The 24,464-nt window shown below is 52.6% G+C and carries 16 protein-coding genes and 1 CRISPR repeat array; of the genes, 9 read left to right on the top strand and 7 right to left on the bottom strand.

Annotated features, from left to right (window positions below):
* Positions 1-247: 247 nt before the first annotated feature.
* The 6 genes from cas5c to cas2 are packed head-to-tail and all read left to right on the top strand — an operon-like array spanning position 248 to position 5,555.
* A complete protein-coding gene (gene cas5c / locus Pmgp_RS14725) occupies positions 248-907 on the top strand; it encodes a type I-C CRISPR-associated protein Cas5c (RefSeq protein ID WP_134214737.1) in 660 nt (219 codons plus the stop codon).
* Complete coding sequence (cas8c, locus tag Pmgp_RS14730; protein WP_192902946.1) at positions 904-2,661, top strand: type I-C CRISPR-associated protein Cas8c/Csd1; 1,758 nt, start codon at positions 904-906, stop codon at positions 2,659-2,661. The genes cas5c and cas8c overlap by 4 nt, the downstream gene beginning before the upstream one ends.
* A gap of 15 nt (positions 2,662-2,676) precedes the next feature.
* Positions 2,677-3,540 (top strand): type I-C CRISPR-associated protein Cas7/Csd2, encoded by an 864-nt coding sequence (gene cas7c / locus Pmgp_RS14735; protein WP_134214739.1) that lies wholly within the window; start codon positions 2,677-2,679, stop codon positions 3,538-3,540.
* The gene (cas4, locus tag Pmgp_RS14740; RefSeq protein WP_134214740.1) at positions 3,540-4,229 is read left to right on the top strand and encodes a CRISPR-associated protein Cas4; all 690 of its coding nucleotides are present in this window, start codon (positions 3,540-3,542) and stop codon (positions 4,227-4,229) included. The genes cas7c and cas4 overlap by 1 nt, the downstream gene beginning before the upstream one ends.
* Positions 4,226-5,254 (top strand): type I-C CRISPR-associated endonuclease Cas1c, encoded by a 1,029-nt coding sequence (cas1c, locus tag Pmgp_RS14745; protein ID WP_134214741.1) that lies wholly within the window; start codon positions 4,226-4,228, stop codon positions 5,252-5,254. Before cas4 ends, cas1c begins: the two co-directional genes overlap by 4 nt.
* Positions 5,255-5,264: 10 nt before the next feature.
* Complete coding sequence (cas2, locus tag Pmgp_RS14750; RefSeq protein WP_134214757.1) at positions 5,265-5,555, top strand: CRISPR-associated endonuclease Cas2; 291 nt, start codon at positions 5,265-5,267, stop codon at positions 5,553-5,555.
* Between the two features lie 168 nt (positions 5,556-5,723).
* Positions 5,724-14,011: direct repeats of the CRISPR family, unit length 32 nt; unit sequence GTCGCGCCCCGTGCGGGCGCGTGGATTGAAAC.
* 235 nt (positions 14,012-14,246) lie between these two features.
* Here cas2 and Pmgp_RS14760 read toward each other — a convergent pair.
* Positions 14,247-14,666 carry an exoribonuclease R gene (locus Pmgp_RS14760; protein WP_134214743.1) on the bottom strand — a complete coding sequence of 140 codons (420 nt, stop codon included), beginning with the start codon at positions 14,664-14,666 and terminating at the stop codon, positions 14,247-14,249.
* Positions 14,667-14,772: 106 nt separating this feature from the next.
* Between Pmgp_RS14760 and Pmgp_RS14765 the strand changes: the two genes are divergently transcribed.
* Positions 14,773-15,141: a MerR family transcriptional regulator gene (locus Pmgp_RS14765; protein ID WP_134214744.1), complete on the top strand. Its 369-nt coding sequence runs from the start codon at positions 14,773-14,775 to the stop codon at positions 15,139-15,141.
* 7 nt (positions 15,142-15,148) lie between these two features.
* Entirely contained in the window at positions 15,149-15,433 is a 285-nt protein-coding gene (locus Pmgp_RS14770) for a VIT domain-containing protein (RefSeq protein WP_134214745.1), read from the top strand.
* 55 nt (positions 15,434-15,488) lie between these two features.
* Here Pmgp_RS14770 and Pmgp_RS14775 read toward each other — a convergent pair whose 3' ends face one another.
* From Pmgp_RS14775 to pdaA, 4 genes are all read right to left on the bottom strand, one after another.
* Positions 15,489-15,989: a GDYXXLXY domain-containing protein gene (locus Pmgp_RS14775; RefSeq protein WP_134214746.1), complete on the bottom strand. Its 501-nt coding sequence runs from the start codon at positions 15,987-15,989 to the stop codon at positions 15,489-15,491.
* 458 nt (positions 15,990-16,447) lie between these two features.
* Positions 16,448-17,770: a DUF2157 domain-containing protein gene (locus tag Pmgp_RS14780; protein ID WP_134214747.1), complete on the bottom strand. Its 1,323-nt coding sequence runs from the start codon at positions 17,768-17,770 to the stop codon at positions 16,448-16,450.
* A 4-nt stretch (positions 17,771-17,774) separates the two neighbouring features.
* A complete protein-coding gene (locus tag Pmgp_RS14785) occupies positions 17,775-18,329 on the bottom strand; it encodes a nitroreductase (RefSeq protein WP_134214748.1) in 555 nt (184 codons plus the stop codon).
* 113 nt (positions 18,330-18,442) lie between these two features.
* The gene (gene pdaA, locus Pmgp_RS14790; RefSeq protein ID WP_134214749.1) at positions 18,443-19,405 is read right to left on the bottom strand and encodes a delta-lactam-biosynthetic de-N-acetylase; all 963 of its coding nucleotides are present in this window, start codon (positions 19,403-19,405) and stop codon (positions 18,443-18,445) included.
* 251 nt (positions 19,406-19,656) lie between these two features.
* On the opposite strand from pdaA, the gene Pmgp_RS14795 reads away from it, so the two are divergent.
* Positions 19,657-22,602: an EAL domain-containing protein gene (locus Pmgp_RS14795; protein WP_192902947.1), complete on the top strand. Its 2,946-nt coding sequence runs from the start codon at positions 19,657-19,659 to the stop codon at positions 22,600-22,602.
* A 94-nt stretch (positions 22,603-22,696) separates the two neighbouring features.
* Here Pmgp_RS14795 and Pmgp_RS14800 read toward each other — a convergent pair whose 3' ends face one another.
* A complete protein-coding gene (locus tag Pmgp_RS14800) occupies positions 22,697-23,104 on the bottom strand; it encodes a PaaI family thioesterase (RefSeq protein ID WP_134214751.1) in 408 nt (135 codons plus the stop codon).
* A 22-nt stretch (positions 23,105-23,126) separates the two neighbouring features.
* Positions 23,127-24,458 (bottom strand): phenylacetate--CoA ligase family protein, encoded by a 1,332-nt coding sequence (locus tag Pmgp_RS14805; RefSeq protein ID WP_134214752.1) that lies wholly within the window; start codon positions 24,456-24,458, stop codon positions 23,127-23,129.
* Positions 24,459-24,464: the final 6 nt, after the last annotated feature.

A 24,464-nucleotide genomic window follows, 5' to 3' on the forward strand; every position in this document is an offset into this window, starting at 1 on the left:
CCTCACCGTGCTTTGTAGTGTGTCTTCTCCTCAGACAAATTGTACAGCAACCAGGGGGGGGTGCGCACCCGTTTTCATTACTATTTGTGTCGCCCGCACCGGCGGCGCGAGATGGAGGTTTTTATGAAATTTGTGACCGATCGCAATTATTATGACAGACGGTTTGGCCTGAAAGATGCGAAGGAGGTGAAGGCGCCAACTGAAGTGCTTCTCTTCTGAAGAAAAGTGTTATGGAAAGGAGAATGGTATGGGATATGGAGTCAAACTAAGGGTTTGGGGCGATTATGCTTGCTTTACCCGGCCGGAAATGAAAGCTGAAAGGGTCAGCTATGACGTGATGACGCCGTCAGCCGCGCGCGGAATTCTAGAAGCCATACACTGGAAACCCGCGCTGGCCTGGAGAATTGACCGCATTCATGTCATGAAACCCATCCGGTTCGACTCGATCCGCAGGAACGAGGTAGCCGGAAAAATCTCCGAGCGAAATATTAAAACCGCCATGAACGGAGGAGTTATCGACCTTCATCAGTATGCGGCAGCGCATAATGAACGCCAACAGCGGGCGGCGCTGGTGCTTCGTGACGTGGAGTATATTATTGAGGCTCATTTTGAGCTGACAGAAAAAGCCGGCGAGAGTGATAATCCCGGAAAACATTGCGACATATTCTCTCGCCGCGCGCGGGAAGGTCAGTGTCACATGCGCCCTTACTTTGGTTGCCGTGAATTCCCGGTGAACTTTGAATTGGTAGAAAAGGATATCCCCAAATCAGCATTGAAGGGTGAAATAGATTTGGGGTGGATGCTTTGGGACATTGATTTTACCAATGACATGCAGCCCATTTTTTTTCGGCCGACCATGAGGGATGGAGTAATAGATACCCGATTATCAAAGGGGGCGAGAACTTGATTTTACAGGCATTAAATGAACACTATTATCGCCTCCTGGATGATAAGGAGTCCAAAATTGCGCCTCCGGGCTACAGTATCGCTGATATTTCTTTCGTGATCGTCCTTTCTCAAGCGGGTGAATTTTTGGATCTGTTCAGTGTAGAAAAAGAAGAGTTTGTACCTGAACATAAAAAGCGTTCAGGAGTTAACCCAGCACCATATTTTCTCTGTGATAAAATTCTTTACTCTTTGGGTGTCGGCAAGGATAAAAGTGAAGGGAAAAAACGATTTGAACAATATCGTGATTACAACCTGAAGTTGCTTCAACAAATCGAATGTGTGGAAGCAAAGGCTGTGAGTAGTTTTCTTAAGGCATGGAATCCAGACTCATGGGATTCCAACGCCATTATCATGCGTTATCAAGAAGAATTTAACAAGCCTAAGAATTTTAATACTGTATATAAGATTGACGGCCAATTGGGTTATGTTCATCAAAACTCAGAGATTGCCTCTGCGTGGATGAATGAACTGGCAAAAAAAGAAGACGAAGAATTAGTAACTGGTCAATGTCTGGTTACAGGAAAAATCGAAAACATCGCCAGGACGCACAATGTCGCCATCAAAGGCGCGGGAGGGCAACCTGCCGGTACGGCGTTGGTGTCTTTTCAAATTGAATCGTTTCGTTCTTATGGAAAAACGCAGAGCTATAACGCGCCTGTCAGTAAAAAGGTTGCCTTTGCCTACGGCACCGCTTTGAATTACCTGATCGCCAGCGATACCAACCGGGTTCGTCTGGCGGACACCACCATGGTCTTTTGGGCGGATAAAAAAGGTGGTAAAGCAGAGGAAACAGTTCTTGCCTGGTGTCTTGACCCGGTAGTTGCCGAAACGGGGGAAGAAAGCGAGAAGCGGCGCATCGACCCTGGTGCGGCTCGGCATGCCAAGGCTGTCTTGGAGCGTGTAAAGTCTGGATTGCCTGTGGGCGATACAGAATTTAACCCGGATACCCGGTGCTATCTTCTGGGACTTGCGCCCAACGCCGCCAGATTGTCGGTGCGCTTCTGGCAAGTCAGCAGTTTCGGGGACTTGCTGGAGAAAATAGCGCATCACTACAACGATATGGATATTGCCGGAATAGAAAGGCACGGTGGAACAGTATCACCATGGCGGACACTGAAAGCGATAGCGGTTCAGGAAGATGCGAAGAATATTCCGCCACTGCTTGGAGGTCAGTTGCTGAAAACAATCCTGTCAGGCCAGATGTATCCTCAACCCATTTACAACGCAGTGATAATGCGCTGCCGGACTGGTGGTGAGCACGGGGGCGTAAACACTATCCGCGCGGCTGTAATCAAGGCTTTTTTAGCAAGAAAGTACCGCATTCAAAAACAAACGGAAAAGGAGGCGATGATCACTGTGAGTTTAAATGAAAAAAATACAAACAACGCGTATCTGCTGGGAAGACTGTTTTCCTTGCTGGAAAAAGCCCAGAAAGATGCTTTGGGGGGCAATATAAATTCCACCATTCGTGAACGTTATTTTGGGGCAGCATCCGCGACTCCCGGCGCTGTGTTCCCTCTACTGCTGCGCTTATCCCGGCACCATATATCTAAATCTGAATACGGAAACCTGTCAGAACGAAAAATCCAGGAAGTAATGAACGGACTGGATGCGTTTCCGGCACATTTGAATATAGAAGAGCAGGGACTTTTTATACTTGGGTATTACCATCAGAACCAAGCCAATTATGTTAAAAATGAAAATAATGAATAAAGGAAGGTTGATATAATGAGCAACATATTGAATAAGCGTTATGAATTCGTACTATTTTTTGAAGTGGAAAACGGTAATCCCAACGGCGATCCCGACGCCGGGAATATGCCGCGAATCGATCCGGAAACCAGTCACGGCATTGTTACAGACGTATGCCTGAAGCGAAAAGTACGGAACTATATTGAGCTGGCGCAAGGAGGAAAGAGTCCCTTCGATATTTATGTGAGAGAAAATGCGGTTTTAAACGATATTAACGAAGAAGCGTATGTAGAACTTAAAATCAAGCCAGAACCCAAAAAGCTCCCCAAAGATTCTGGACAGGCTAAACAGGTAACGAAGTATATGTGCGACCGGTTCTACGACATTCGAGCTTTTGGCGCGGTTATGACAACGGAAGTAAATTGTGGCCAAGTACGTGGCCCGGTCCAGTTCAGTTTTGCAAGGAGTTTGGATCCGGTTGTTCCCCAGGAAATTACCATTACCCGTATGGCTGTGACTAATAAAAAGGATACAGAAAAAGAACGCACTATGGGGCGCAAACACATAATTCCGTATGCTCTCTATCGCGCGGAGGGCTATATATCGGCCCCGCTGGCACAAAAGACAGGTTTTTCAGAAACTGATCTGGAACTCTTTTGGCAGTCGCTTATGAATATGTTTGAGCACGACCACTCCGCTGCGCGCGGTAAAATGGCAAGCCGGAAGTTAATCATATTTGAACATGAGACGCCGCTGGGTAAAGCTCCCGCACACAAACTGTTCGATTTGATAACTGCAAAGCGCATAGATGACACCAAACCGCCAAGGGCTTTCAATGATTACGCTATCAACGTCAATCATGCCGGGAAACCTGACGGTGTCACGATTATTGAGCATTAATGATGCTTTATTCAGACGACTTCCTCCTCCTCTCCGGTATCCAGCACATGGCCTTTTGTGAGCGGCAGTGGGCGCTTATCCACCTGGAGCAGGTCTGGGCTGAGAATGTTCGTACAGTAGAGGGAAAGCATCTTCATAATCGCGCAGACGATCCTTTCAAGGACGAAAGCCGGACAACATTGCGGGTTGTCAGAGGCATGCCGGTTGTCTCGCAACAGTTAGGACTCAGAGGAGTAGCGGATGTTGTTGAATTCCATGCTGACAAAGAACACATTGAAGGTGAAAACTGCCGCCTGGAAAACCGCGGAGGCTGGTGGCGCCCAATCCCAATTGAGTATAAACGCGGACGCCCCAAACCTGATGACCGGGACGCTGTCCAGCTATGCGCCCAAGGTATGGCGCTGGAGGAAATGCTCCAGGTACATATCCCTTCAGGTTTTCTCTTTTATGGAAAGACTAAGCGCCGCCAGGCGGTTGCTTTAGATACTCCACTCAGACAGCATACCTTTGAACTGTCCAAACGCATGCACCAGCTTGCGCGTGAAGGGATAACGCCAAAGGCACAAAAAGGCAGGCATTGCTCCCTATGTTCTCTCACTGAGCATTGTCAGCCGTACTGGATGTTGCGCCACCGTCCGGTAAAGAGTTATCTGGAGCGTATGTGCCGTGTGGATGGTGAAGAACTGTGAGGCGGCTTCTTAATACACTCTATGTTACAACGCCGGATGCTTATTTAGCCTGTGACGGTGAAAATGTGCTGATCAAAGTCGAGAGTGAGATCCGGTTCCGCATTCCAGTGCATAATTTAGAGGGCATTGTCTGTTTTGGATATACGGGAGCAAGCCCCAAACTGATGCACCTTTGTTGCGAACGCGGTGTAGCTCTTTCTTTTTTTACAACATACGGTAAGTTTATGGGACGTGTAACCGGCAACGTATCCGGCAATGTTTTATTAAGGCGTACACAGTATCGCTGGTCGGATGATGAGATGATATCATCCCGTTTATCCCGGAGATTTGTAACTGCCAAAATCATTAACAGCCGGGCCGTGCTGCACCGTGTCTTGAGGGATCATTCTGAGATTGTTGATAATAAGCTGAAAGATTCGCTCGCCATTTTGGCAAGAATGCCGGAGCGGCTTGAAAGAGCAAAAGACGTAAACGCTGTACGGGGAATTGAAGGAGAAGCTGCGCACCTTTATTTTTCTAACTTTAATAATTTGATATTAATTCAAAAAGAAGCTTTCCAAATGAAGAATAGAAATCGCAGGCCGCCAACAGATAGAATGAACGCTTTGCTGTCTTTTTTGTATACATTGTTGACTCATGAAGTTGTGGCTGCCTTGGAGAGCGTCGGTTTGGATCCACAGGTTGGATTTTTGCACCGGGACCGACCTGGCCGGCCAAGTCTTGCACTGGATATAATGGAGGAAATGCGGCCTCATTTCGCGGATCGACTGGCGGTAACACTAATTAACCGCAATCAAATTACTGCCGAAGGTTTTAATGTAAAAGAAAACGGTGCTGTGATCATGGAAGAGGGTACCCGCAAAGAAGTGTTGAATGCCTGGCAAAAACGAAAACAAGAAGAGCTGACGCATCCTTATTTAGGGGAAAAAATCCCCATGGGGCTTGTGCCATATGTACAAGCTCTGCTATTAGCTAGACACATGAGGGGTGACCTTGAGGATTATCCGCCGTTTTTCTGGAAGTGAGGTGTTTAATATGATGGTTCTTATAACTTACGATGTGAATGTAACAACAGTTACAGGCAAGAGCCGTCTTCGAAAAGTGGCTAAACAATGCGTTAACTATGGACAACGTGTTCAAAACTCGGTTTTTGAATGTTTGCTGGACCCAACACAATTTACTGAGCTAAAACACCGGTTAGAAAAAATTATTAACCCGGAGAAAGATAGTTTGAGATATTATTTTCTGGGAAACAACTGGAAAAATCGTGTGGAGCATGTCGGCGCTAAGGTTGGTTATGATCCGGAGGGGGTTCTTATGGTTTGATGCGAACCTTAAGTGAACATCATTTTACAGGTTGACTCGCAAGTTTTAAATAACAAAGGGATACCCGGCATTTTAAACAAAATTTTAATATTGTCTGATCTAAATATTTTATATGTTCGCTTTTTAATATGTTTAAACGATTGATTTTATTGCGTCTAGAAATAGACAGTCGCGCCCCGTGCGGGCGCGTGGATTGAAACACGGGGTATTTGGGAGCGTGTTGGGGAATTGAGCGGTCGCGCCCCGTGCGGGCGCGTGGATTGAAACGACGTGACGGAGGATATGGTGGACTTCCGCATGAGTCGCGCCCCGTGCGGGCGCGTGGATTGAAACTTGGTAAGGGCAAGCTCGCCGTTCTTCTCGGCGTCGCGCCCCGTGCGGGCGCGTGGATTGAAACAAGCACCTCATCCATTTTCGCGTGCAGGTGTTCGTCGCGCCCCGTGCGGGCGCGTGGATTGAAACAGTACGTGCTCCGTGGCTTCCTCCAGGGCTGTCCGGTCGCGCCCCGTGCGGGCGCGTGGATTGAAACAATGGGCGGTATATAGGATTATTAATCCATTGCTGTCGCGCCCCGTGCGGGCGCGTGGATTGAAACCAGCAGCCGGCAGTCAACATCAATTACGATGATGCGTCGCGCCCCGTGCGGGCGCGTGGATTGAAACACAAAAGCCGCGACATATCCGGCTTTCGCAATGCGTCGCGCCCCGTGCGGGCGCGTGGATTGAAACTCACCTCACCGCGGGAGATTAACTGTACTTCAACGTCGCGCCCCGTGCGGGCGCGTGGATTGAAACATCCCGCTTGCAATGAACCACCACGACATCGGTGTCGCGCCCCGTGCGGGCGCGTGGATTGAAACTTTGATGAGATAACCAACATGAGGAAAATCTTGGTCGCGCCCCGTGCGGGCGCGTGGATTGAAACAAAACGTGCAAATTAACATGGCCCGCCAGGAAGCCGTCGCGCCCCGTGCGGGCGCGTGGATTGAAACAGGCATGGAGTTGGGTTTATGCCATATAATGTCAGTCGCGCCCCGTGCGGGCGCGTGGATTGAAACCCAGGGGAAATAACAACTGGGGGAGCGATTGCAGGTCGCGCCCCGTGCGGGCGCGTGGATTGAAACATAGTCGCGTGTGGATATGACCAGCCATTGAACGTCGCGCCCCGTGCGGGCGCGTGGATTGAAACATCCGCTACAGCAATAGAAAACTTGTGGCCAGTCGTCGCGCCCCGTGCGGGCGCGTGGATTGAAACCGGTTGATATCGAGGTAGCGGAAAAGCAGGTATGTCGCGCCCCGTGCGGGCGCGTGGATTGAAACAGGACTCAAAGCTAAAGATTTGGTGGGGATCCCTGTCGCGCCCCGTGCGGGCGCGTGGATTGAAACCCACCTCCTCTTGTATAAGGGGTAATGGCAATAGGTCGCGCCCCGTGCGGGCGCGTGGATTGAAACCCTTACCCGCTCCCATGGCGCTCCGCACGCGGGGCGTCGCGCCCCGTGCGGGCGCGTGGATTGAAACGCCATCCCATGTAGAACCAGGCTTCCATCGCTCGTCGCGCCCCGTGCGGGCGCGTGGATTGAAACAGACAGGTTGACAACCTGGCCTGGTTGCGGGCCGGTCGCGCCCCGTGCGGGCGCGTGGATTGAAACCCGGAGGTGCAGCGTGGTTAGTTGGACATGCCCCGTCGCGCCCCGTGCGGGCGCGTGGATTGAAACCGGAAGTTAATCGAAGTGGCCACATCAAGAACGTCGCGCCCCGTGCGGGCGCGTGGATTGAAACACATCCGTATCGCGACAACCCGGCGGAAAACCATCGTCGCGCCCCGTGCGGGCGCGTGGATTGAAACAACCCCACCTATCACAAAAGCGGGGTGGGGGATGTCGCGCCCCGTGCGGGCGCGTGGATTGAAACCATCGGCTGTAATAACTCGCTTTGAAGTGCGTTGTCGCGCCCCGTGCGGGCGCGTGGATTGAAACGCCTTATTCCTATGACGCGCTTAGTCCCGGCCGTCGCGCCCCGTGCGGGCGCGTGGATTGAAACCTATCCGCGGCGGCGACTGGGGCCACGGTGCCGGGTCGCGCCCCGTGCGGGCGCGTGGATTGAAACAGATCGTTAGAAAGGGGTGTTGCAATGTCCGAGGTCGCGCCCCGTGCGGGCGCGTGGATTGAAACATCGCTGCTTACAACAAAGCTGCGCGACCAGTATGTCGCGCCCCGTGCGGGCGCGTGGATTGAAACCCATCGTAACTTTGCTTGCGTTGGGTGCATGTCCGTCGCGCCCCGTGCGGGCGCGTGGATTGAAACCAGACGATGCTGCCGCTGGCCCGATGCACCGGCTGTCGCGCCCCGTGCGGGCGCGTGGATTGAAACATGCCGCCGTATTTACAAACCCCGATTTGCGCCCGTCGCGCCCCGTGCGGGCGCGTGGATTGAAACATAACTGAAGAGAGGTGATTTTTGTGGACACAGCGTCGCGCCCCGTGCGGGCGCGTGGATTGAAACTGGAACCATACTGTGTTTTGCTCCGGAAGGATACCGTCGCGCCCCGTGCGGGCGCGTGGATTGAAACACACATGGAGGAAGAGAGGTGTTTACTCCGACTCGTCGCGCCCCGTGCGGGCGCGTGGATTGAAACGCTGGAAGAAGCACAGGAGGGTGTTTGTTAACTGTCGCGCCCCGTGCGGGCGCGTGGATTGAAACCCATGGTGCGCCGCATTTTGGACATACCTTTGCGTCGCGCCCCGTGCGGGCGCGTGGATTGAAACCTCTCTGACCGCCTTTATTCTGAGGTGGGCAAAGTCGCGCCCCGTGCGGGCGCGTGGATTGAAACCAGCCGCGCAGAAGCAGATAGTGGATAATGTAGGTCGCGCCCCGTGCGGGCGCGTGGATTGAAACAGACAGGTTGACAACCTGGCCTGGTTGCGGGCCGTCGCGCCCCGTGCGGGCGCGTGGATTGAAACACGAGGCTGACACCTCCCGCTTCGCAGTCTCCGTCGCGCCCCGTGCGGGCGCGTGGATTGAAACCAATCGTGAAATGGACATAGACGTAGTGGAAAGTCGCGCCCCGTGCGGGCGCGTGGATTGAAACTTTAAACAGAAGAATTGGTGTAAATGTCATAAGTCGCGCCCCGTGCGGGCGCGTGGATTGAAACAAATCCCCCCCCGCTCCCAAAGGAGAAGGGCCAGGGGTCGCGCCCCGTGCGGGCGCGTGGATTGAAACGCAATGTTTGGGTCGGAACCTCTGTGGAGAACCGTCGCGCCCCGTGCGGGCGCGTGGATTGAAACTCCGGAAGCTTGAGCAACCGCAACCTGTTACTGAGTCGCGCCCCGTGCGGGCGCGTGGATTGAAACGTCCCTGGGACGGTCCTGCTCACACAATTACAGGGTCGCGCCCCGTGCGGGCGCGTGGATTGAAACATGATTATTAGGTCATAGCGCTTATATGTGTGCAGTCGCGCCCCGTGCGGGCGCGTGGATTGAAACGCAAGTTGCGGCACGTTTGGTATCCTCCGATAACGTCGCGCCCCGTGCGGGCGCGTGGATTGAAACAAGCGTGGTTAGCGGTCGGTGCCATGTGCCGTCCGTCGCGCCCCGTGCGGGCGCGTGGATTGAAACTCCCACCAGGCGCCAGCAGCATGCCAAGCCGTACGTCGCGCCCCGTGCGGGCGCGTGGATTGAAACGTCCCTGGGACGGTCCTGCTCACACAATTACAGGTCGCGCCCCGTGCGGGCGCGTGGATTGAAACGGGCCTGATACTTGGGAGTAACCGCCTTCTTGTGTCGCGCCCCGTGCGGGCGCGTGGATTGAAACTCTCCGGTTCCCGTCGCCCTAGCCCTGGCGTTGTAGTCGCGCCCCGTGCGGGCGCGTGGATTGAAACTGCTGCATGTCCAGGGCCTTCAAAAGGTGCTTGTGTCGCGCCCCGTGCGGGCGCGTGGATTGAAACCTTAAGAAGAACCCAACGACGCCGACGACAATCGCTGTCGCGCCCCGTGCGGGCGCGTGGATTGAAACTGAATCTCCGAGTTGAAAGAGGCGTCGCCTTCGGTCGCGCCCCGTGCGGGCGCGTGGATTGAAACAGGGCCATGATTGCAGCCGCGACGTCTTCGGTTGTCGCGCCCCGTGCGGGCGCGTGGATTGAAACCCGCCTTGCCGAGGCAGAAGGACAATATCTCTTGGTCGCGCCCCGTGCGGGCGCGTGGATTGAAACATCGAAGGCTTTCTTACCCAGCGCCTCCAGCTCGTCGCGCCCCGTGCGGGCGCGTGGATTGAAACCAATCGTGAAATGGACATAGACGTAGTGGAAATTGTCGCGCCCCGTGCGGGCGCGTGGATTGAAACCGTCCATCCGGGGCTGCTCTTGGCTCATTGATCGTCGCGCCCCGTGCGGGCGCGTGGATTGAAACATCCCACTTGACCACTTGATAAACAGCAGGGTGGTCGCGCCCCGTGCGGGCGCGTGGATTGAAACACGGAATACATCCACCATCAGCTCTATATATTGTCGCGCCCCGTGCGGGCGCGTGGATTGAAACCCAATGCGCTCCCGCCACCGCGAGTCTGATCGTGTCGCGCCCCGTGCGGGCGCGTGGATTGAAACTGAGGTGGGCAAACGGCTTGCTGCCCTTTTTGAGTCGCGCCCCGTGCGGGCGCGTGGATTGAAACCGCATGTCCTCCAGGGAATAACCCTGGCGCCAAGTCGCGCCCCGTGCGGGCGCGTGGATTGAAACCTGTTGGGCGTGTCAGCAACTCTCCTGTTGTGGGTCGCGCCCCGTGCGGGCGCGTGGATTGAAACCGCATGTCCTCCAGGGAATAACCCTGGCGCCAAGTCGCGCCCCGTGCGGGCGCGTGGATTGAAACCCTTACCGCTTGCGATTGAAACCATCCGACATGGGTCGCGCCCCGTGCGGGCGCGTGGATTGAAACTTTGCGCTCGGCATCGGCAAAAGCGCCTTCCATGTCGCGCCCCGTGCGGGCGCGTGGATTGAAACATAGTCACTTCTGGCAAACAAATCCATCTCTACGTCGCGCCCCGTGCGGGCGCGTGGATTGAAACTCAAGTATAGCAGATTTCATTTTACATCATGCAAGTCGCGCCCCGTGCGGGCGCGTGGATTGAAACTGTCATTTTGTGCCACTAACACAAAATCATACGTCGCGCCCCGTGCGGGCGCGTGGATTGAAACCCACTGCCTGGAGTACCACTATATAAATTTATCGTCGCGCCCCGTGCGGGCGCGTGGATTGAAACGCAATGGTTAAAAGCTATAAATTGGATTTTTCGTCGCGCCCCGTGCGGGCGCGTGGATTGAAACGCTGAAGGTACTGCTAATACTGATGTGGTAACAGGTCGCGCCCCGTGCGGGCGCGTGGATTGAAACAAAACATCTCCAACCTTTATTTTTTCATATTCTTCGTCGCGCCCCGTGCGGGCGCGTGGATTGAAACAGTCAACATAGAAAAGTTGGGTATGATTTTGTGGTCGCGCCCCGTGCGGGCGCGTGGATTGAAACCGGCGTTGTCCCAGGCCACCGATCTCGCCGCAATGTCGCGCCCCGTGCGGGCGCGTGGATTGAAACATCCAACAGGATGGGCCGGCACATCTCCACAAATGTCGCGCCCCGTGCGGGCGCGTGGATTGAAACATTACAACGCCAGGGCTAGGGCGACGGGAACCGGGTCGCGCCCCGTGCGGGCGCGTGGATTGAAACCTTAAAGCGGCGGGCTATCGGGTAATCGAGCAAGTCGCGCCCCGTGCGGGCGCGTGGATTGAAACAGGATGCCCGAGAAGAAATCGAAAAGATCAAGGTCGCGCCCCGTGCGGGCGCGTGGATTGAAACAGCCTGCGAGCCAGTTCGTCCCGTTCCTGCCGGGTCGCGCCCCGTGCGGGCGCGTGGATTGAAACCTTAAAGCGGCGGGCTATCGGGTAATCGAGCAAGTCGCGCCCCGTGCGGGCGCGTGGATTGAAACAAAGGAGGATTTAAAAATGAACTTTCCAGAATTAGTCGCGCCCCGTGCGGGCGCGTGGATTGAAACAATACTTCCTGTTTGTTTAATACCTTTTAGCATGGTCGCGCCCCGTGCGGGCGCGTGGATTGAAACAATCGTTGTGCTAGATGATACTGTCCTAACTCCGTCGCGCCCCGTGCGGGCGCGTGGATTGAAACATAAATACAATAAAAAAAAGAATCGTCTTTAATCGTCGCGCCCCGTGCGGGCGCGTGGATTGAAACTATTTTATGTGTTAAGCGCAAAACTGATAATTTGTCGCGCCCCGTGCGGGCGCGTGGATTGAAACATCAAATATTACTATTTTAAAATTAGCTTGCAAAAGTCGCGCCCCGTGCGGGCGCGTGGATTGAAACATCATCGTGAGGGCCAAAATCAAAATATACTCGTCGCGCCCCGTGCGGGCGCGTGGATTGAAACAAAAGCGTCATGGGATTTTAGTTTACCTATGAGGGTCGCGCCCCGTGCGGGCGCGTGGATTGAAACAAAAGCGTCATGGGATTTTAGTTTACCTATGAGGGTCGCGCCCCGTGCGGGCGCGTGGATTGAAACACTTCGGCACCCACGACGACGCAATCCGGGGCAGTCGCGCCCCGTGCGGGCGCGTGGATTGAAACTCCTTTCCGCCCGTTCGCCCGGGCACAGGCTAGTTGTCGCGCCCCGTGCGGGCGCGTGGATTGAAACATTATAAGGAGCAAGTTTGCGCCGGCTTCTTTTTGTCGCGCCCCGTGCGGGCGCGTGGATTGAAACTCTCATCAACCTCAAAGTATTTCCCCAGCTCTGGTCGCGCCCCGTGCGGGCGCGTGGATTGAAACAAAGATCTCACTACCTGCTAACACCCTAAACAGAGTCGCGCCCCGTGCGGGCGCGTGGATTGAAACTACATGACACAGAACCGGAGCCACACCCTTTTAGTCGCGCCCCGTGCGGGCGCGTGGATTGAAACAACCGCTCTATGGTCCACATAATAGCCCCAACCAGTCGCGCCCCGTGCGGGCGCGTGGATTGAAACCAAAAAGAATATAATGCTTTAGATAACGAAAAAGGTCGCGCCCCGTGCGGGCGCGTGGATTGAAACTTTCTTAGTCAAATTTATCACTCCTTAGTAAGTGTCGCGCCCCGTGCGGGCGCGTGGATTGAAACCGGCGGCCAATACGGCACATTCCGGCGTTCTGGGTCGCGCCCCGTGCGGGCGCGTGGATTGAAACGTCGCGCTTAATATATGTTGGCCTGCCGCAGAGAGTCGCGCCCCGTGCGGGCGCGTGGATTGAAACTTCGCGACCAGTGGCGTGATTCCGGCTTCTCCCGTCGCGCCCCGTGCGGGCGCGTGGATTGAAACTGACTAATCGGAGTCATGGCCTGCTCTCGCTGGTCGCGCCCCGTGCGGGCGCGTGGATTGAAACCGAGAAGCTCACCGCGGAGGACAAAGAATGTTTGGTCGCGCCCCGTGCGGGCGCGTGGATTGAAACGACATGATTCGACAGGATATTACAGGAAATAGATGTCGCGCCCCGTGCGGGCGCGTGGATTGAAACTGTTATAATTCCACGCACAAACAAACCAATCAAGGTCGCGCCCCGTGCGGGCGCGTGGATTGAAACTCTCAGCCGCCCATTTAGCGATTTGCCCAAGCCCAGTCGCGCCCCGTGCGGGCGCGTGGATTGAAACTGCCCGTTCGCCCGGGCCAGGCTGATTTTGGTGTCGCGCCCCGTGCGGGCGCGTGGATTGAAACGTCGGCCGACCCGCTGGCATCGCAATCACCTCCGTCGCGCCCCGTGCGGGCGCGTGGATTGAAACCGCATCAGTCGCGCCAAGCAGGCAATAATTCCTGTCGCGCCCCGTGCGGGCGCGTGGATTGAAACCGCGCAGACGCCAACACTCTGGTCATTATAGCCGGTCGCGCCCCGTGCGGGCGCGTGGATTGAAACATTATATAGCGTTGCGACATTTTTTTTGGCCTGTCGCGCCCCGTGCGGGCGCGTGGATTGAAACATTATATAGCGTTGCGACATTTTTTTTGGCCTGTCGCGCCCCGTGCGGGCGCGTGGATTGAAACTCCATAAGCCGGATTTGCCCGTTCCATTTGCTGGTCGCGCCCCGTGCGGGCGCGTGGATTGAAACCATATTTCATCATCTGGTGGACACGCCTCCCGCGTCGCGCCCCTTGCGGGCGCGTGGATTGAAACACGGTTATTCCTCCTTGCCCTCTGGATTAGAACGTCGCGCCCCGTGCGGGCGCGTGGATTGAAACCGCCTTCGGGCGCAACAGGTGAGGCGCGCTGGCGCGTCGCGCCCCGTGCGGGCGCGTGGATTGAAACATATAAGTATACCTCCTTATAAAATAATGATTTTGTCGCGCCCCGTGCGGGCGCGTGGATTGAAACGGTGACGGTGGTGTTGATGTGAACGGGACCCCGAGTCGCGCCCCGTGCGGGCGCGTGGATTGAAAAAATTAAGTTTAAACCATCTTCCAAAACTCTTCTTTCGTAATTTGAAGCTGATGTTTCAATATTTTCCGCCACAAGTTGGCTGGGATTTCTTTGCATACGGAATGGCTGACTCTTGTTCGTAAGATCTCGCCGCTCGATAATGCTTTTTCATAATACCAGTGGTCAGTATCCCTGATCATAATCCAACCGTTTTTCTCACAATACCTTTTAAGGTCACCGAATTTAGGAGGCATATTTATATCTCCAACAGGGACTTGATCTCCTGATCATTGTTACACAGCAATACCCGCAAAATATAAGGAAAATGCCCTTTACGGTTAGGGGCGTTCAAAAATAGTTGGAGACGTTCAAGGTAATCTTGCGCGTAAACTTTTAACTCTTGGACTAATTCATTTACAGCCTCATCTACAGTTGGTTTATTTACAGCAATATCTATTTCATTTAAAGCAACTGTGACAGAACCATCTTCTTCCGGTAGAATTTCCGGTTTTAAACGGTAAACCTTTAGTATATCCTGTTGTAATTCCCGCCGAAGCAATAAAACCACTTCATTCTGATGGCGATTAATAATAACAGGAAGATGACGGTGCCAAACGCTATCATATATGTCAGTAAAAGTTTTACGAGCATTCGTGAATTTTATTTCTTTAAGCATACTCAAACCTCCCTCACCTCACCTTATCACATAATGTACATTCTGTACAGAATATGATATGCAAAAAAGGCAGATTAATGCTATTTAACTGCTATTACATTACTATATGGGCAGGGGGCTGCTGCCGCCGCCGGACGGCGCCGGGCTGGGCACAACTTACAGCGACGAACACCTCTATAGGATCATCTTAATTAAGAAGCTCCAGGATGCTTACCTGCCCCTGGATGAGATCAGGAAAAGAATGGCCGTCCTGTCCCTGGCTGAAGTGGTTGCCCTGATCCACAGCGATACAATCCCGGCCAGGACTGAGGTGCCGCTGCCTGGTGCACTCCCCGGGACTGCGGCCGGCGCCGTTTATGAGAGGATTTCGGTAGGGTACGGGCTGGAGCTGCACTACCCTTCAGGAGATAAAAAAGCCCGGGAATTAGCTGAAAAGATATATGCATACGCTGAAAAAATTATGAAGGAAGGTTAGTTGAACCATGCTGGGAATATGCGCTATTACCGACAAAAGGACGGGGAAAGTTTTCTGCCCTCTGCAAAATGTTGAAGTCCGGGCGGTGATTGACCGTGCCCTGGCTGAAGTCACCTTGACGCAAAATTACACCAATGCAAGCGCGGGTAATATAGATGCTGTTTACACCTTTCCCCTGCCGCACGGTGCTGAGGTTACCGGCTTTAAAGTGAAAATCGGGGGCAACGAGATTAACGGCGAGTTCAGGGATAAAGAGACAGAACATTCGCAAAGCCATAAACGACAAAAATGAAATGATTACTGCTTTTTTAACGGAAGCAGTGGGTTAAAAGGAACTTCCCCAAAAGTTATGGTGGTGTAATTTTTTCTATGACCGCGTTGCCAAAGCGGTCTATTTTTATCTGAGCGTCAAAACCTTTAGCCTGCTGCAGTTCCCTGCCCGTGCCTTCCTCAACGTAATAGCTTTCGATACCGTAGGACACATGGTATTTACTTTTAAAATCATCAAAGTAATCTGTTTCTCCTTTGATGAAAATTTGACCATAAATCAAATCCGGCTTATCCAAATACAAACCCGCCGTGTTCCAGTATTTCTCTCCTTTTTCGAGCACCACATAGACATCCTGCCGCCGGTAACTCTCCAAGCCCAGGTCTTCGCCCCTTACCCATGATATATCGTATTCCAGCATGACATATTCACCCCTGAACAGATCCCATGGGTCTACGGGCGCGGCTTTCAGCAGAACCGGAGTGCCGGCGGACAGGGTATAATGCCTGAAGCCGATCATACTGAAGAGGAATAAAACCTGCAGCGCAACAATAATTCCAATTTTATAACTCCTCTTCAACTGAAGTCACCCCCTGGTTTCTGAAATCTAAACAAATCATTTGTTTAGATTTCTCTCCCGTCCGACTATACGGGAGGCAGTTTCACAGGATTCAACTGCTGAGCTATGGACTCTCGTCCATATTCCGGGTGGCAGAAATGCCGCCCCAACACTCAACCTAATGCTTGATAGATTACATCCCTAGCGGAAAGATAAAACCTTCTCTAATTCTCTTACCTATCAAACGCTAGGTTGAGTGCTGGGTTCTGCCCGGAAGGGAGTGTTACCCACCGCCTGGTTGATATAACCTCCGCGCCCGACTTTCACCGCGTGTCTTTGCGACGCCTCATCGGATGTAATTGCTTAGTAACCTTTTCCTCTCTAAATTTTACTTAACTCTCATATGCCACTCACCTCCTGTGTCCATTATAAAATAGAACAGATGTTCGTGTCAATGAGTTATCATTCTTTACATACTTTTATTTAACTATTTTGTAGCTGCTTACAACCTCCTTCTGCCAGGCGAGGACAGCTTTTCTTCTCTGCCGTTCCATCAGCGCCCCGCTCAAGACCAGCACGATCCCACCTGCGATAAAGAACAGGGACTTGGGCAGGCTCTTCCAGAAGAAATTGAAGTACTCCGCCAAGACGTACAGGTTAAAAGCAACCATGCCAAGGATAAAGTACAGGCTGCTCTGGGTCTGGTATGCTGAGATAATCACCAGCAGGGCCCAGATAAACATAAACAGGTTTAAAATGATCATTAGAGTTAATCCATTAAAGGGAATGAGCAGCATGATAAAAACCAGTGCGTCTACAGCCAGCCAGGTGTAATTCCCTTTTAAAACCTCTTTGATCTTGGTACTGCGCCTGCTGATGGCGTAAGCGCCCAAAAACGCCACGGTGATGTAAAGGACCCAGAACAGGACATACCCGGCCCCGCTCTGGCGCATTTTGATAAAGTCGTAGGCAAAAAATTCAAGAGACATGGTAAACAGTGACGCCCCGGTCAGCACTACTCCTAAAAATTTGTATATGAAAGGAAAATTCTTAAGCAATTCGTTGACCGGGTGTTTGGACATATAAATATAAGACGACCCGATCAGCAGCAGTACGAACGGTATTAAAGAACCCGCGTCTTTAAAGCTGTAATTATCCGCTAAAATCAGGTAGATTTCCGTGTTGACAAATATGCACACGCTGATTAGGCTGACCACCAGCGCGAAAGAAGACCGCAGTGTATAGGTCAAATAGAAAACTCCGCCAAAAAGCATCATTGCTATAAACATTATCAACAGGGAGGAAGACTGTTCCGCCAGCACCCATGACGCCATCAGCAGGGCGCTCAGCCCGAGCGGCAGCTCTTCTCTCAGGATCAGCGCAACCGACAGGACACCCAGCAGCCAGAAAAGCATCCCGTTGGGGAAATGGGTGTTAATATGAAAAATTTGGGCAACCAGCCAGATGCCGGAGCCAAACATGACGCAGCCAAGCAGCGTAAGAGTCTGGCTCAGCCGGGGATAACTCTCGCAGGTCAAGTGCGCGGCAAGGTGAAAAAGGACCAGGGGAATAATAACGATACTGACTTTTCCCCACTTGGGTATATGCTGCCAGTTTGAGGCGAAGAAAAGGATAATACCGGTCCCGAGTAAAATTGCCCCCAGCAGCAGTAAAACCGAAATCAGCCTGTTTTTATGCTCGGCCGGATACAGGCCGATAATCTGTTCCGCCTGGTCGCCGGTGATGATCCTGCCGCTCACCCATCTTTTTGTTTCTTTCATCAGCCAGGACAGCCTGGACATCCCCTCACCCCTGATAAGACTTAAATTTCCAACTATTTCGCTGAATACTATAATTTCTCCTGCCTGGCAAAACGGGGGCGACCAGCTGGTATTCCGGAGGCACTTTCAGTTCAGCTTTAAAATCAGGGGTGCCGCAGTAAGCCCTGGCAAAACCGATCCAGCAGCTGCCGACGCCTCTGTCCCAGGCAGCCAGCATCAAATTCTGAGCGGCCATACTGCAGTCGTATGTATAGGTAAATGCGTTTTGACTGCCATAGATTAATACCAGAACCGGTGCCCCGTAAAAGATATTAAATTCAGGGTTGGACAAAGCTGTCTTGTAGTTCTGAAGCGCCGGCAGTTCGTCCATTATCTCCAAAATATAAGCCCTGCACTTGTCCGACAAATCCCTTAGGTATTCCTTGCCTTCAATAACTACATACAGCCACGGCTGAGTATTCATGCCGCTGGGCGCCCAGGCGGCCAGTTCCAGCAGTTCTCTTACTGTCTTCTCCGGAAGCTGCTCACCCTTATATTTACGCACGCTTCTACGCCCGCGAATCGCTTCTAGCAGTTCCATATCCATACCCCCTGATATTTAGTATTTAGATAAAATTACTACATTTTACCGGATAAAACAATGCCCTGATCACAAAAGCGGGCGCATGCGCCCGCTTTATTCACTAACATGTCTTAGCTTACCAGGTCGTCCATGGTGCCAAATGTGTAACCCTGCGACTTGATCTCTTTGAGTATCCTGTCCAGGGCCTCAGTATTGTCCTTGGATACTGCGTGCAGCAGGATCAACGCGCCGTTGTGCAGGTTTCCCGTAACTGTCCGGTACGACTCTTCCGGGCCGCCCGGCATCGGCACCCAGTCCACCATGGCCATGCTCCAGAAAATGTTGTGGTAGCCCATCTCCCTGGTCAGCGCCAGGGTGCGCTCACTGTACTCTCCCTGCGGCGGCCTCAGGTATTTCATGCCTTTCTGTCCGGTAACCTGTTCGTACTTGTCTTCCACGGTCTGAATTTCTTTTCTGATCTGGTCGTCGGTAATATCCGGCAGGCTGGGGTGGGTGTCGGTATGGTTGCCGACAATATGCCCTTCATCCACCATCCGTTTGACCAGGCCCGGCTGCGAATCGATGTAATGGCCGGTCACAAAGAATACAGCTTTGACGTTGTTGGCCTTAAGGATGTCCAGAATAGTCCCTGTGTAACCGTTTTCGTAACCCTCGTCAAAAGTCAGGTAAACCACTTTTTGGTTGGGGCCGATCCAGTAAGCGCCGTACTTGCTCAGTACAGAGCTGATGGAGGACGGCATTTCCGGGCGCTGGTGATTGTCATTTTTGTTAAGGCCCCAGCCCCGCTTTGAGTTGGGCAAATTGCTGGTTACAGTTGTAGTGCCGCTATTGTCTTTCCCACTGGCGGCATCTGCCGGCACATTGCTCCCGCCCGCCGCCGTCTGAGTTCCCTTCTCCTGTGCGGCGGGCGTGGTTTCATTAGCGGCTGGCTGCTCCAGCTGTATGCCGGCTGGAGTGTCCTGTCCGGTATTATTGATGTGCTTTTTTATGGAGTAAGCCGAACCGGCCACCGCGCCAATTAAAAGTACAATGATAACGCTCGCGTAAACCGCTTTATTTTTCAGCTTTTTCATTCCCTGCCCCCCGTTATTATTCTTTTACTATGATTGACTGAAAACAGCCGGATTATCCATTTGACAGAATACTTTGCTTTCAACAATAATTCGACATAAAAAATTACTCTCCTTTACCGTCTGAAGAGCGTAATTCAAAGATAAAGCTAGTATTTTTAATCAATACTGTTAAATCTCTGATAAAGGTTGTTGAATTATTACCGAAATAATAAATACATGTATTATGTATTATGTTGTGGGGGAAGACATCAATGCTTAACCTGCCTGTCAGGTACCTGTCAAAATTCCGCACCACCCGCTGGAGATATATAATAACGAACACCCTTGTTATTATTCTGGGCCTTCTCGCAACCATTACCTGGACAACAAGGGAGATACGGATTGAAGCCAACACGGTAGCCGTCGAAAAGGCCAAAAGCAACCTGCGGCTGGCTGAAGCCTTGCTGGACAGCAGGCTGCCCGGCCCCTGGGCTGTAAGGGAAGGACAGCTCTACAAGGGAAATACCCTTATTAACGGAAACAATGAGATTGTCGACCAGATTGGGCTGTTAACCGGAGATACATGCACCATCTTTCAAGGGCCGATCCGTATTGCTACAAATATTATCAGGGACGACACACGGGTCCTTGGCACCAGAGTCTCTGATGAGGTTTGCAGTGTTGTTCTGGGAGAGGGAAAGGAATATTCAGGTGGGGCCGATGTGGCGGGCATCAAGTACCAGACCGCCTACAAGCCAATACAGGACCAAAGCGGCAAGATTATAGGCATGTTGTACGTCGGAGCTAATAAACAGTTCGTAGATAGTGTCATCAGCAGTACCGCCCTGCGGGTAGCCTCGATTTATGGACTGGTTTTGCTGTTCATCTTGGTCATTATCTGGATGTTTACCAACTCCCTCACCCAGCCGATTAATGAACTGGTCACCGCTGCCGGCCGCCTGTCGCACGGCGACCTGGACACTGAAGTCAACATAAGCGCCAATGTTGAAATAGGCCGCCTGGCCAATACATTTGAACAAATGCGCCGGGATCTCAAACAGCAGTACAGCGAGCTGCAAAAGGCAAATGAGCTGCTGCAGGAGTCAGAACGGCGCTTCCGCGAGATGCTGGAAAATGTCCACCTGGTTTCTGTGATCATGGACACCGGCGGCAATATCAATTTCTGCAATGATTTCCTGCTCAGGCTGACCGGCTGGAAGCGTGAGGACGTGCTGGGCAGCAACTGGTTTGACCTGTTCGTTCCCGCTGAGAAAAAGGATGTCAAAAGGGACCTGATGGAGGCTGTTAAAGATGGTGTGATGAACACGCACGGCATCAATGAAATTCAAACCCGCAATGGTGAACGACGCTTGATCTTTTCAAACAATACTCTACTGAGAGACATTGATGGCAATATAGTCGGCACAGCCATCATCGGAGAGGATATCACCGAGCGCCTCAAGGCCGAAGAAGAACTGCGGCAAGCCCACCAGAGACTGATCGACATCATTGAATTCCTCCCCGACGCCACTTTTGTTATTGACAAGGACCGTAAAGTCATCGCCTGGAACAAGGCGATTGAAGAAATGACCGGTGTGGCAAAGAAGGACATCCTTGGCAAAGGCGGCTATGCCCACGGTAAGACTTTTTACCATAAACCCAAGCCGATTCTGATTGACCTGGTTTTCGAGGATAACAATGAAATCAAGGAATTCTATCACTATGTTGAAAGAAAAGGAAATACTTATTTTGCCGAGTTCTACGTGCCGTCCGTATTTAACGGGATGGGCGCCAACTTGTGGGCCAGCGCCTCCCCCCTGCTGGATGAGAAAAACAATATTGTGGGCGCCATCGAAACGATCCGGGACATCACCGAGCGCAAGCACCTGGAAAAGCAGTTGCAGTACCTGGCCACACATGACGCTCTGACCAATATCGCCAACCGCTACTCCATGACCGAAGCTTTAAAGCGGGCGGTGGCCAAGGCCAAGCGTGGAGAAAAGAGCGCTTTTCTCTTCATCGACCTGGACAACTTCAAACTGGTCAATGACTCCCTGGGGCACGCGGCGGGCGACAATTTGTTGGTTACATTGACGAACATCCTGAAGAATAACCTGCGGGAAGGCGACCTTTTGGCGCGTTTTGGCGGAGATGAGTTTTGCGTGCTGCTTGAAGGCGCATCCCTGCGAGAAGCGGAAATCGTGGCTGAAAAACTGCGCAGGGCTGTGGATCAGGACGAATTATACCTGGACATGCACAAATGCTGCCTTAACTTGAGTATCAGCATAGGCGTGGTTATGGTAGACGGTTCACTGGACGCGCAAAAGGTCCTTTCTTACGCGGACAACGCCCTTTACACGTCTAAAGAGAGCGGCAGAAACAGAGTCACCTTCCTGAAAGCCGACCTGGAGACACAGGCCAAAATGGATGAAGCAAACCGGATGGTCTCACTGATCCGGAACGCTCTTCGGGATGACCTTTTCACCCTCTATTTCCAGCCGGTAATCAGGGTGAGTGACGGTAAAACCATTCATCATGAAATGCTCCTGCGCCTGCAGGATGAAAAAGGGGATATTATTCTGCCCGGCCGTTTCATACCGGCTGCTGAACGGTTTGGCCTGATGCCCCAGATCGACCGCTGGGTAGTGCGTTCCTGCCTGGCCGCCCTGCATAAATTTCCGGACCTGCAGCCGTTTATTAACCTTTCCGGGTTAAGCCTGGGCGATGAGGCGACATTGGAGTTTATTGAAGAAAAAATCCTGGAGAGCGGTATCGACCCCACCAGGATTGGTTTTGAAATCACTGAGACAGCAGCTGTAAAAGATATGAACAGGGCTGAACACTGGATCCGAAGGCTGAAAAACCTGGGCTGCCGCTTCGCGCTTGACGACTTTGGCATAGGATTCTCTTCTTTTGCCTACCTCCGCATGCTGCCGGTAGACTACCTGAAAATTGACGGCAGCTATATCCGCGACCTGGACAGAGACGCCACCCACAGGGCGCTGGTAAAGGCTATGAACGCGGTGGCGCACGCCCTGGGCAAGAAGACTATAGCCGAATTTGTGGAGAATGAAGACATCATGAACTCCTTGAGTGATCTGAGAGTTGATTACGGCCAGGGCTATTATCTGGGCCGGCCCATCTCCGCCCCGGCAGGACTTAAACAAGCATGCCTTACAAACCCTCACTTTCAATCCAGTACTGAGACCCCATTGTAGCCGCTTGTCAGATAACAAGAACTTTAATTTAACCGTTTGACAAAAAATAAGCCCCGGGGTTGCCCGGGGTTTCGTCCTGCAAAAATCAAAGGATTTAAAATGATTTAATATACGCTATGCCGCTGGCCACAGCGACCAGGTCATTTTTCTCATCATGAACATTCACCCTGTACAACGCCGTCCGCCGGGTCCGGTTTGCTTCCTCGGCAACAGCTGTAAGGGTGGCACCCAATTGTGTGGCCTTTAAAAATGATACGTTCAGGCTCAGGCCTGCTGAAGTCTGCCCGGGGGAGTTGCTGGCAGCACCGCAGGTTGTGTCAATAAGGGCGCAGATAGCGCCTCCGTGGGTGTTGCCCTGGAAATTAACCATATCTTTGACGATTGACAAAGAAGCTCTGGCATATCCGGGACGGGCCTCCAGAATGTCAATCCCCAGCAGGCTGGAAAAACTATCCGATCTAACTTTTTCTACAAATTCAGCTTGTTTGTTCACTTCAAACATCAAAAAATATCCCCGTCAAATACTATAATTCACGCCGGTCCATGACCCGCTTAGCCTTGCCTTCGCTCCTGGGGATGGTCCTGGGCTCCACAAACCTGATCCGGGCGTTGATATTGAGCACACTCAGGATTTTGTGCCTGATCCTGTTCTCAAGTTTTTCCAGCTGCCTTACCTCGTCGGAAAACATCTTCTCTGACAGTTCCACCCTGATTTCCAGTTCGTCAAGATCACCCTTGCGGTCAACCACCAGCAGGTAATGGGGCTCGGTTTCGCCAAACTCAAGCAGGACGCTCTCCACCTGGGACGGGAAGACATTGACGCCCCGGATAATCAGCATGTCGTCGGTGCGGCCTGTCACCCTCTTCATCCGCACGTGGGTCCGCCCGCAGGCGCATACTTCCGGGTGCAGGGTGGAAATATCCCTGGTGCGGTAGCGGAGCAGCGGAATGCCCTCTTTGGTGATGGTGGTCAGGACTAACTCTCCCCGCTGTCCGTACGGGAGCACATCTCCTGTGTCGGGGTCGATGATTTCAGCGATAAAGTGGTCTTCAAATATATGAGAGCCCTGCTTCGCCGGGCATTCCATCGATACGCCCGGCCCCATAACCTCGCTGAGGCCGTAAATATCCAGGGCGGTTATATCCATTTTTGACTCGATCTGCCTCCTCATGTTCTCACTCCAGGGCTCAGCACCGAAAACGCCGGCCCGGATCGGCAGCTTTCTAAAATCGACACCGGCCGCAAGCCCTTCTTCGGCCAGGAAAAGCGCGTAGGAAGGCGTACAGGCAAGTATGGTCGAACCGAAATCCTGCATCAGCATCAGCTGCCGTGCAGTATTGCCGCCGGATATAGGCACCACCGCGGCGCCCAGGCGCTCAGCCCCGTAGTGGGCGCCAAGTCCACCTGTAAAAAGGCCGTAACCGTATGCGACCTGGACCACGTCATCTTTGCCGCCGCCGGCCATAACCAGGCAGCGGGCGATCAGACCAGCCCAGTTATATATGTCCTTTTTAGTATAACCGACTACGGAAGGCTTTCCGGTAGTCCCGGAAGAGGCGTGCAGCCTGATAATCTTGTCCATTGGCGCGGCAAAAAGGCCGTAAGGGTAATTGTCCCTGAGATCCTGCTTGTATGTGAACGGCAGCTTTTTGATATCATCCAGAGACTTGATATCTCCCGGCTCTACCCCCCTGGCTTTTAACGCTTTCTTGTAAAAAGGGACGGAGCGGTATACTTTTTTTACAGTCGCCTGCAGGCGCTCCAGCTGCAGCTGCGCCAGCTCATCCCGGGACATGGTTTCATGTTCGGGATCGAAGTATCCCTCCCGTAATTTTTTACCTGGTGACTGAATCATTTTAAA

Source organism: Pelotomaculum propionicicum, from assembly GCF_004369225.1.
Lineage (GTDB): Bacteria > Bacillota > Desulfotomaculia > Desulfotomaculales > Pelotomaculaceae > Pelotomaculum_B > Pelotomaculum_B propionicicum.

Bases quoted from the DNA above. Each gene is read 5' to 3' on its own strand.
- cas5c (WP_134214737.1), top strand. From the start codon at position 248: ATGGGATATGGAGTCAAACTAAGGGTTTGGGGCGATTATGCTTGCTTT.
- cas7c (WP_134214739.1), top strand. From the start codon at position 2,677: ATGAGCAACATATTGAATAAGCGTTATGAATTCGTACTATTTTTTGAA.
- cas4 (WP_134214740.1), top strand. From the start codon at position 3,540: ATGATGCTTTATTCAGACGACTTCCTCCTCCTCTCCGGTATCCAGCAC.
- cas2 (WP_134214757.1), top strand. From the start codon at position 5,265: ATGATGGTTCTTATAACTTACGATGTGAATGTAACAACAGTTACAGGC.
- Pmgp_RS14760 (WP_134214743.1), bottom strand. From the start codon at position 14,666: ATGCTTAAAGAAATAAAATTCACGAATGCTCGTAAAACTTTTACTGAC.
- Pmgp_RS14765 (WP_134214744.1), top strand. From the start codon at position 14,773: ATGGGCAGGGGGCTGCTGCCGCCGCCGGACGGCGCCGGGCTGGGCACA.
- Pmgp_RS14770 (WP_134214745.1), top strand. From the start codon at position 15,149: ATGCTGGGAATATGCGCTATTACCGACAAAAGGACGGGGAAAGTTTTC.
- Pmgp_RS14780 (WP_134214747.1), bottom strand. From the start codon at position 17,770: ATGTCCAGGCTGTCCTGGCTGATGAAAGAAACAAAAAGATGGGTGAGC.
- Pmgp_RS14785 (WP_134214748.1), bottom strand. From the start codon at position 18,329: ATGGAACTGCTAGAAGCGATTCGCGGGCGTAGAAGCGTGCGTAAATAT.
- pdaA (WP_134214749.1), bottom strand. From the start codon at position 19,405: ATGAAAAAGCTGAAAAATAAAGCGGTTTACGCGAGCGTTATCATTGTA.
- Pmgp_RS14795 (WP_192902947.1), top strand. From the start codon at position 19,657: ATGCTTAACCTGCCTGTCAGGTACCTGTCAAAATTCCGCACCACCCGC.
- Pmgp_RS14800 (WP_134214751.1), bottom strand. From the start codon at position 23,104: ATGTTTGAAGTGAACAAACAAGCTGAATTTGTAGAAAAAGTTAGATCG.
- Pmgp_RS14805 (WP_134214752.1), bottom strand. From the start codon at position 24,458: ATGATTCAGTCACCAGGTAAAAAATTACGGGAGGGATACTTCGATCCC.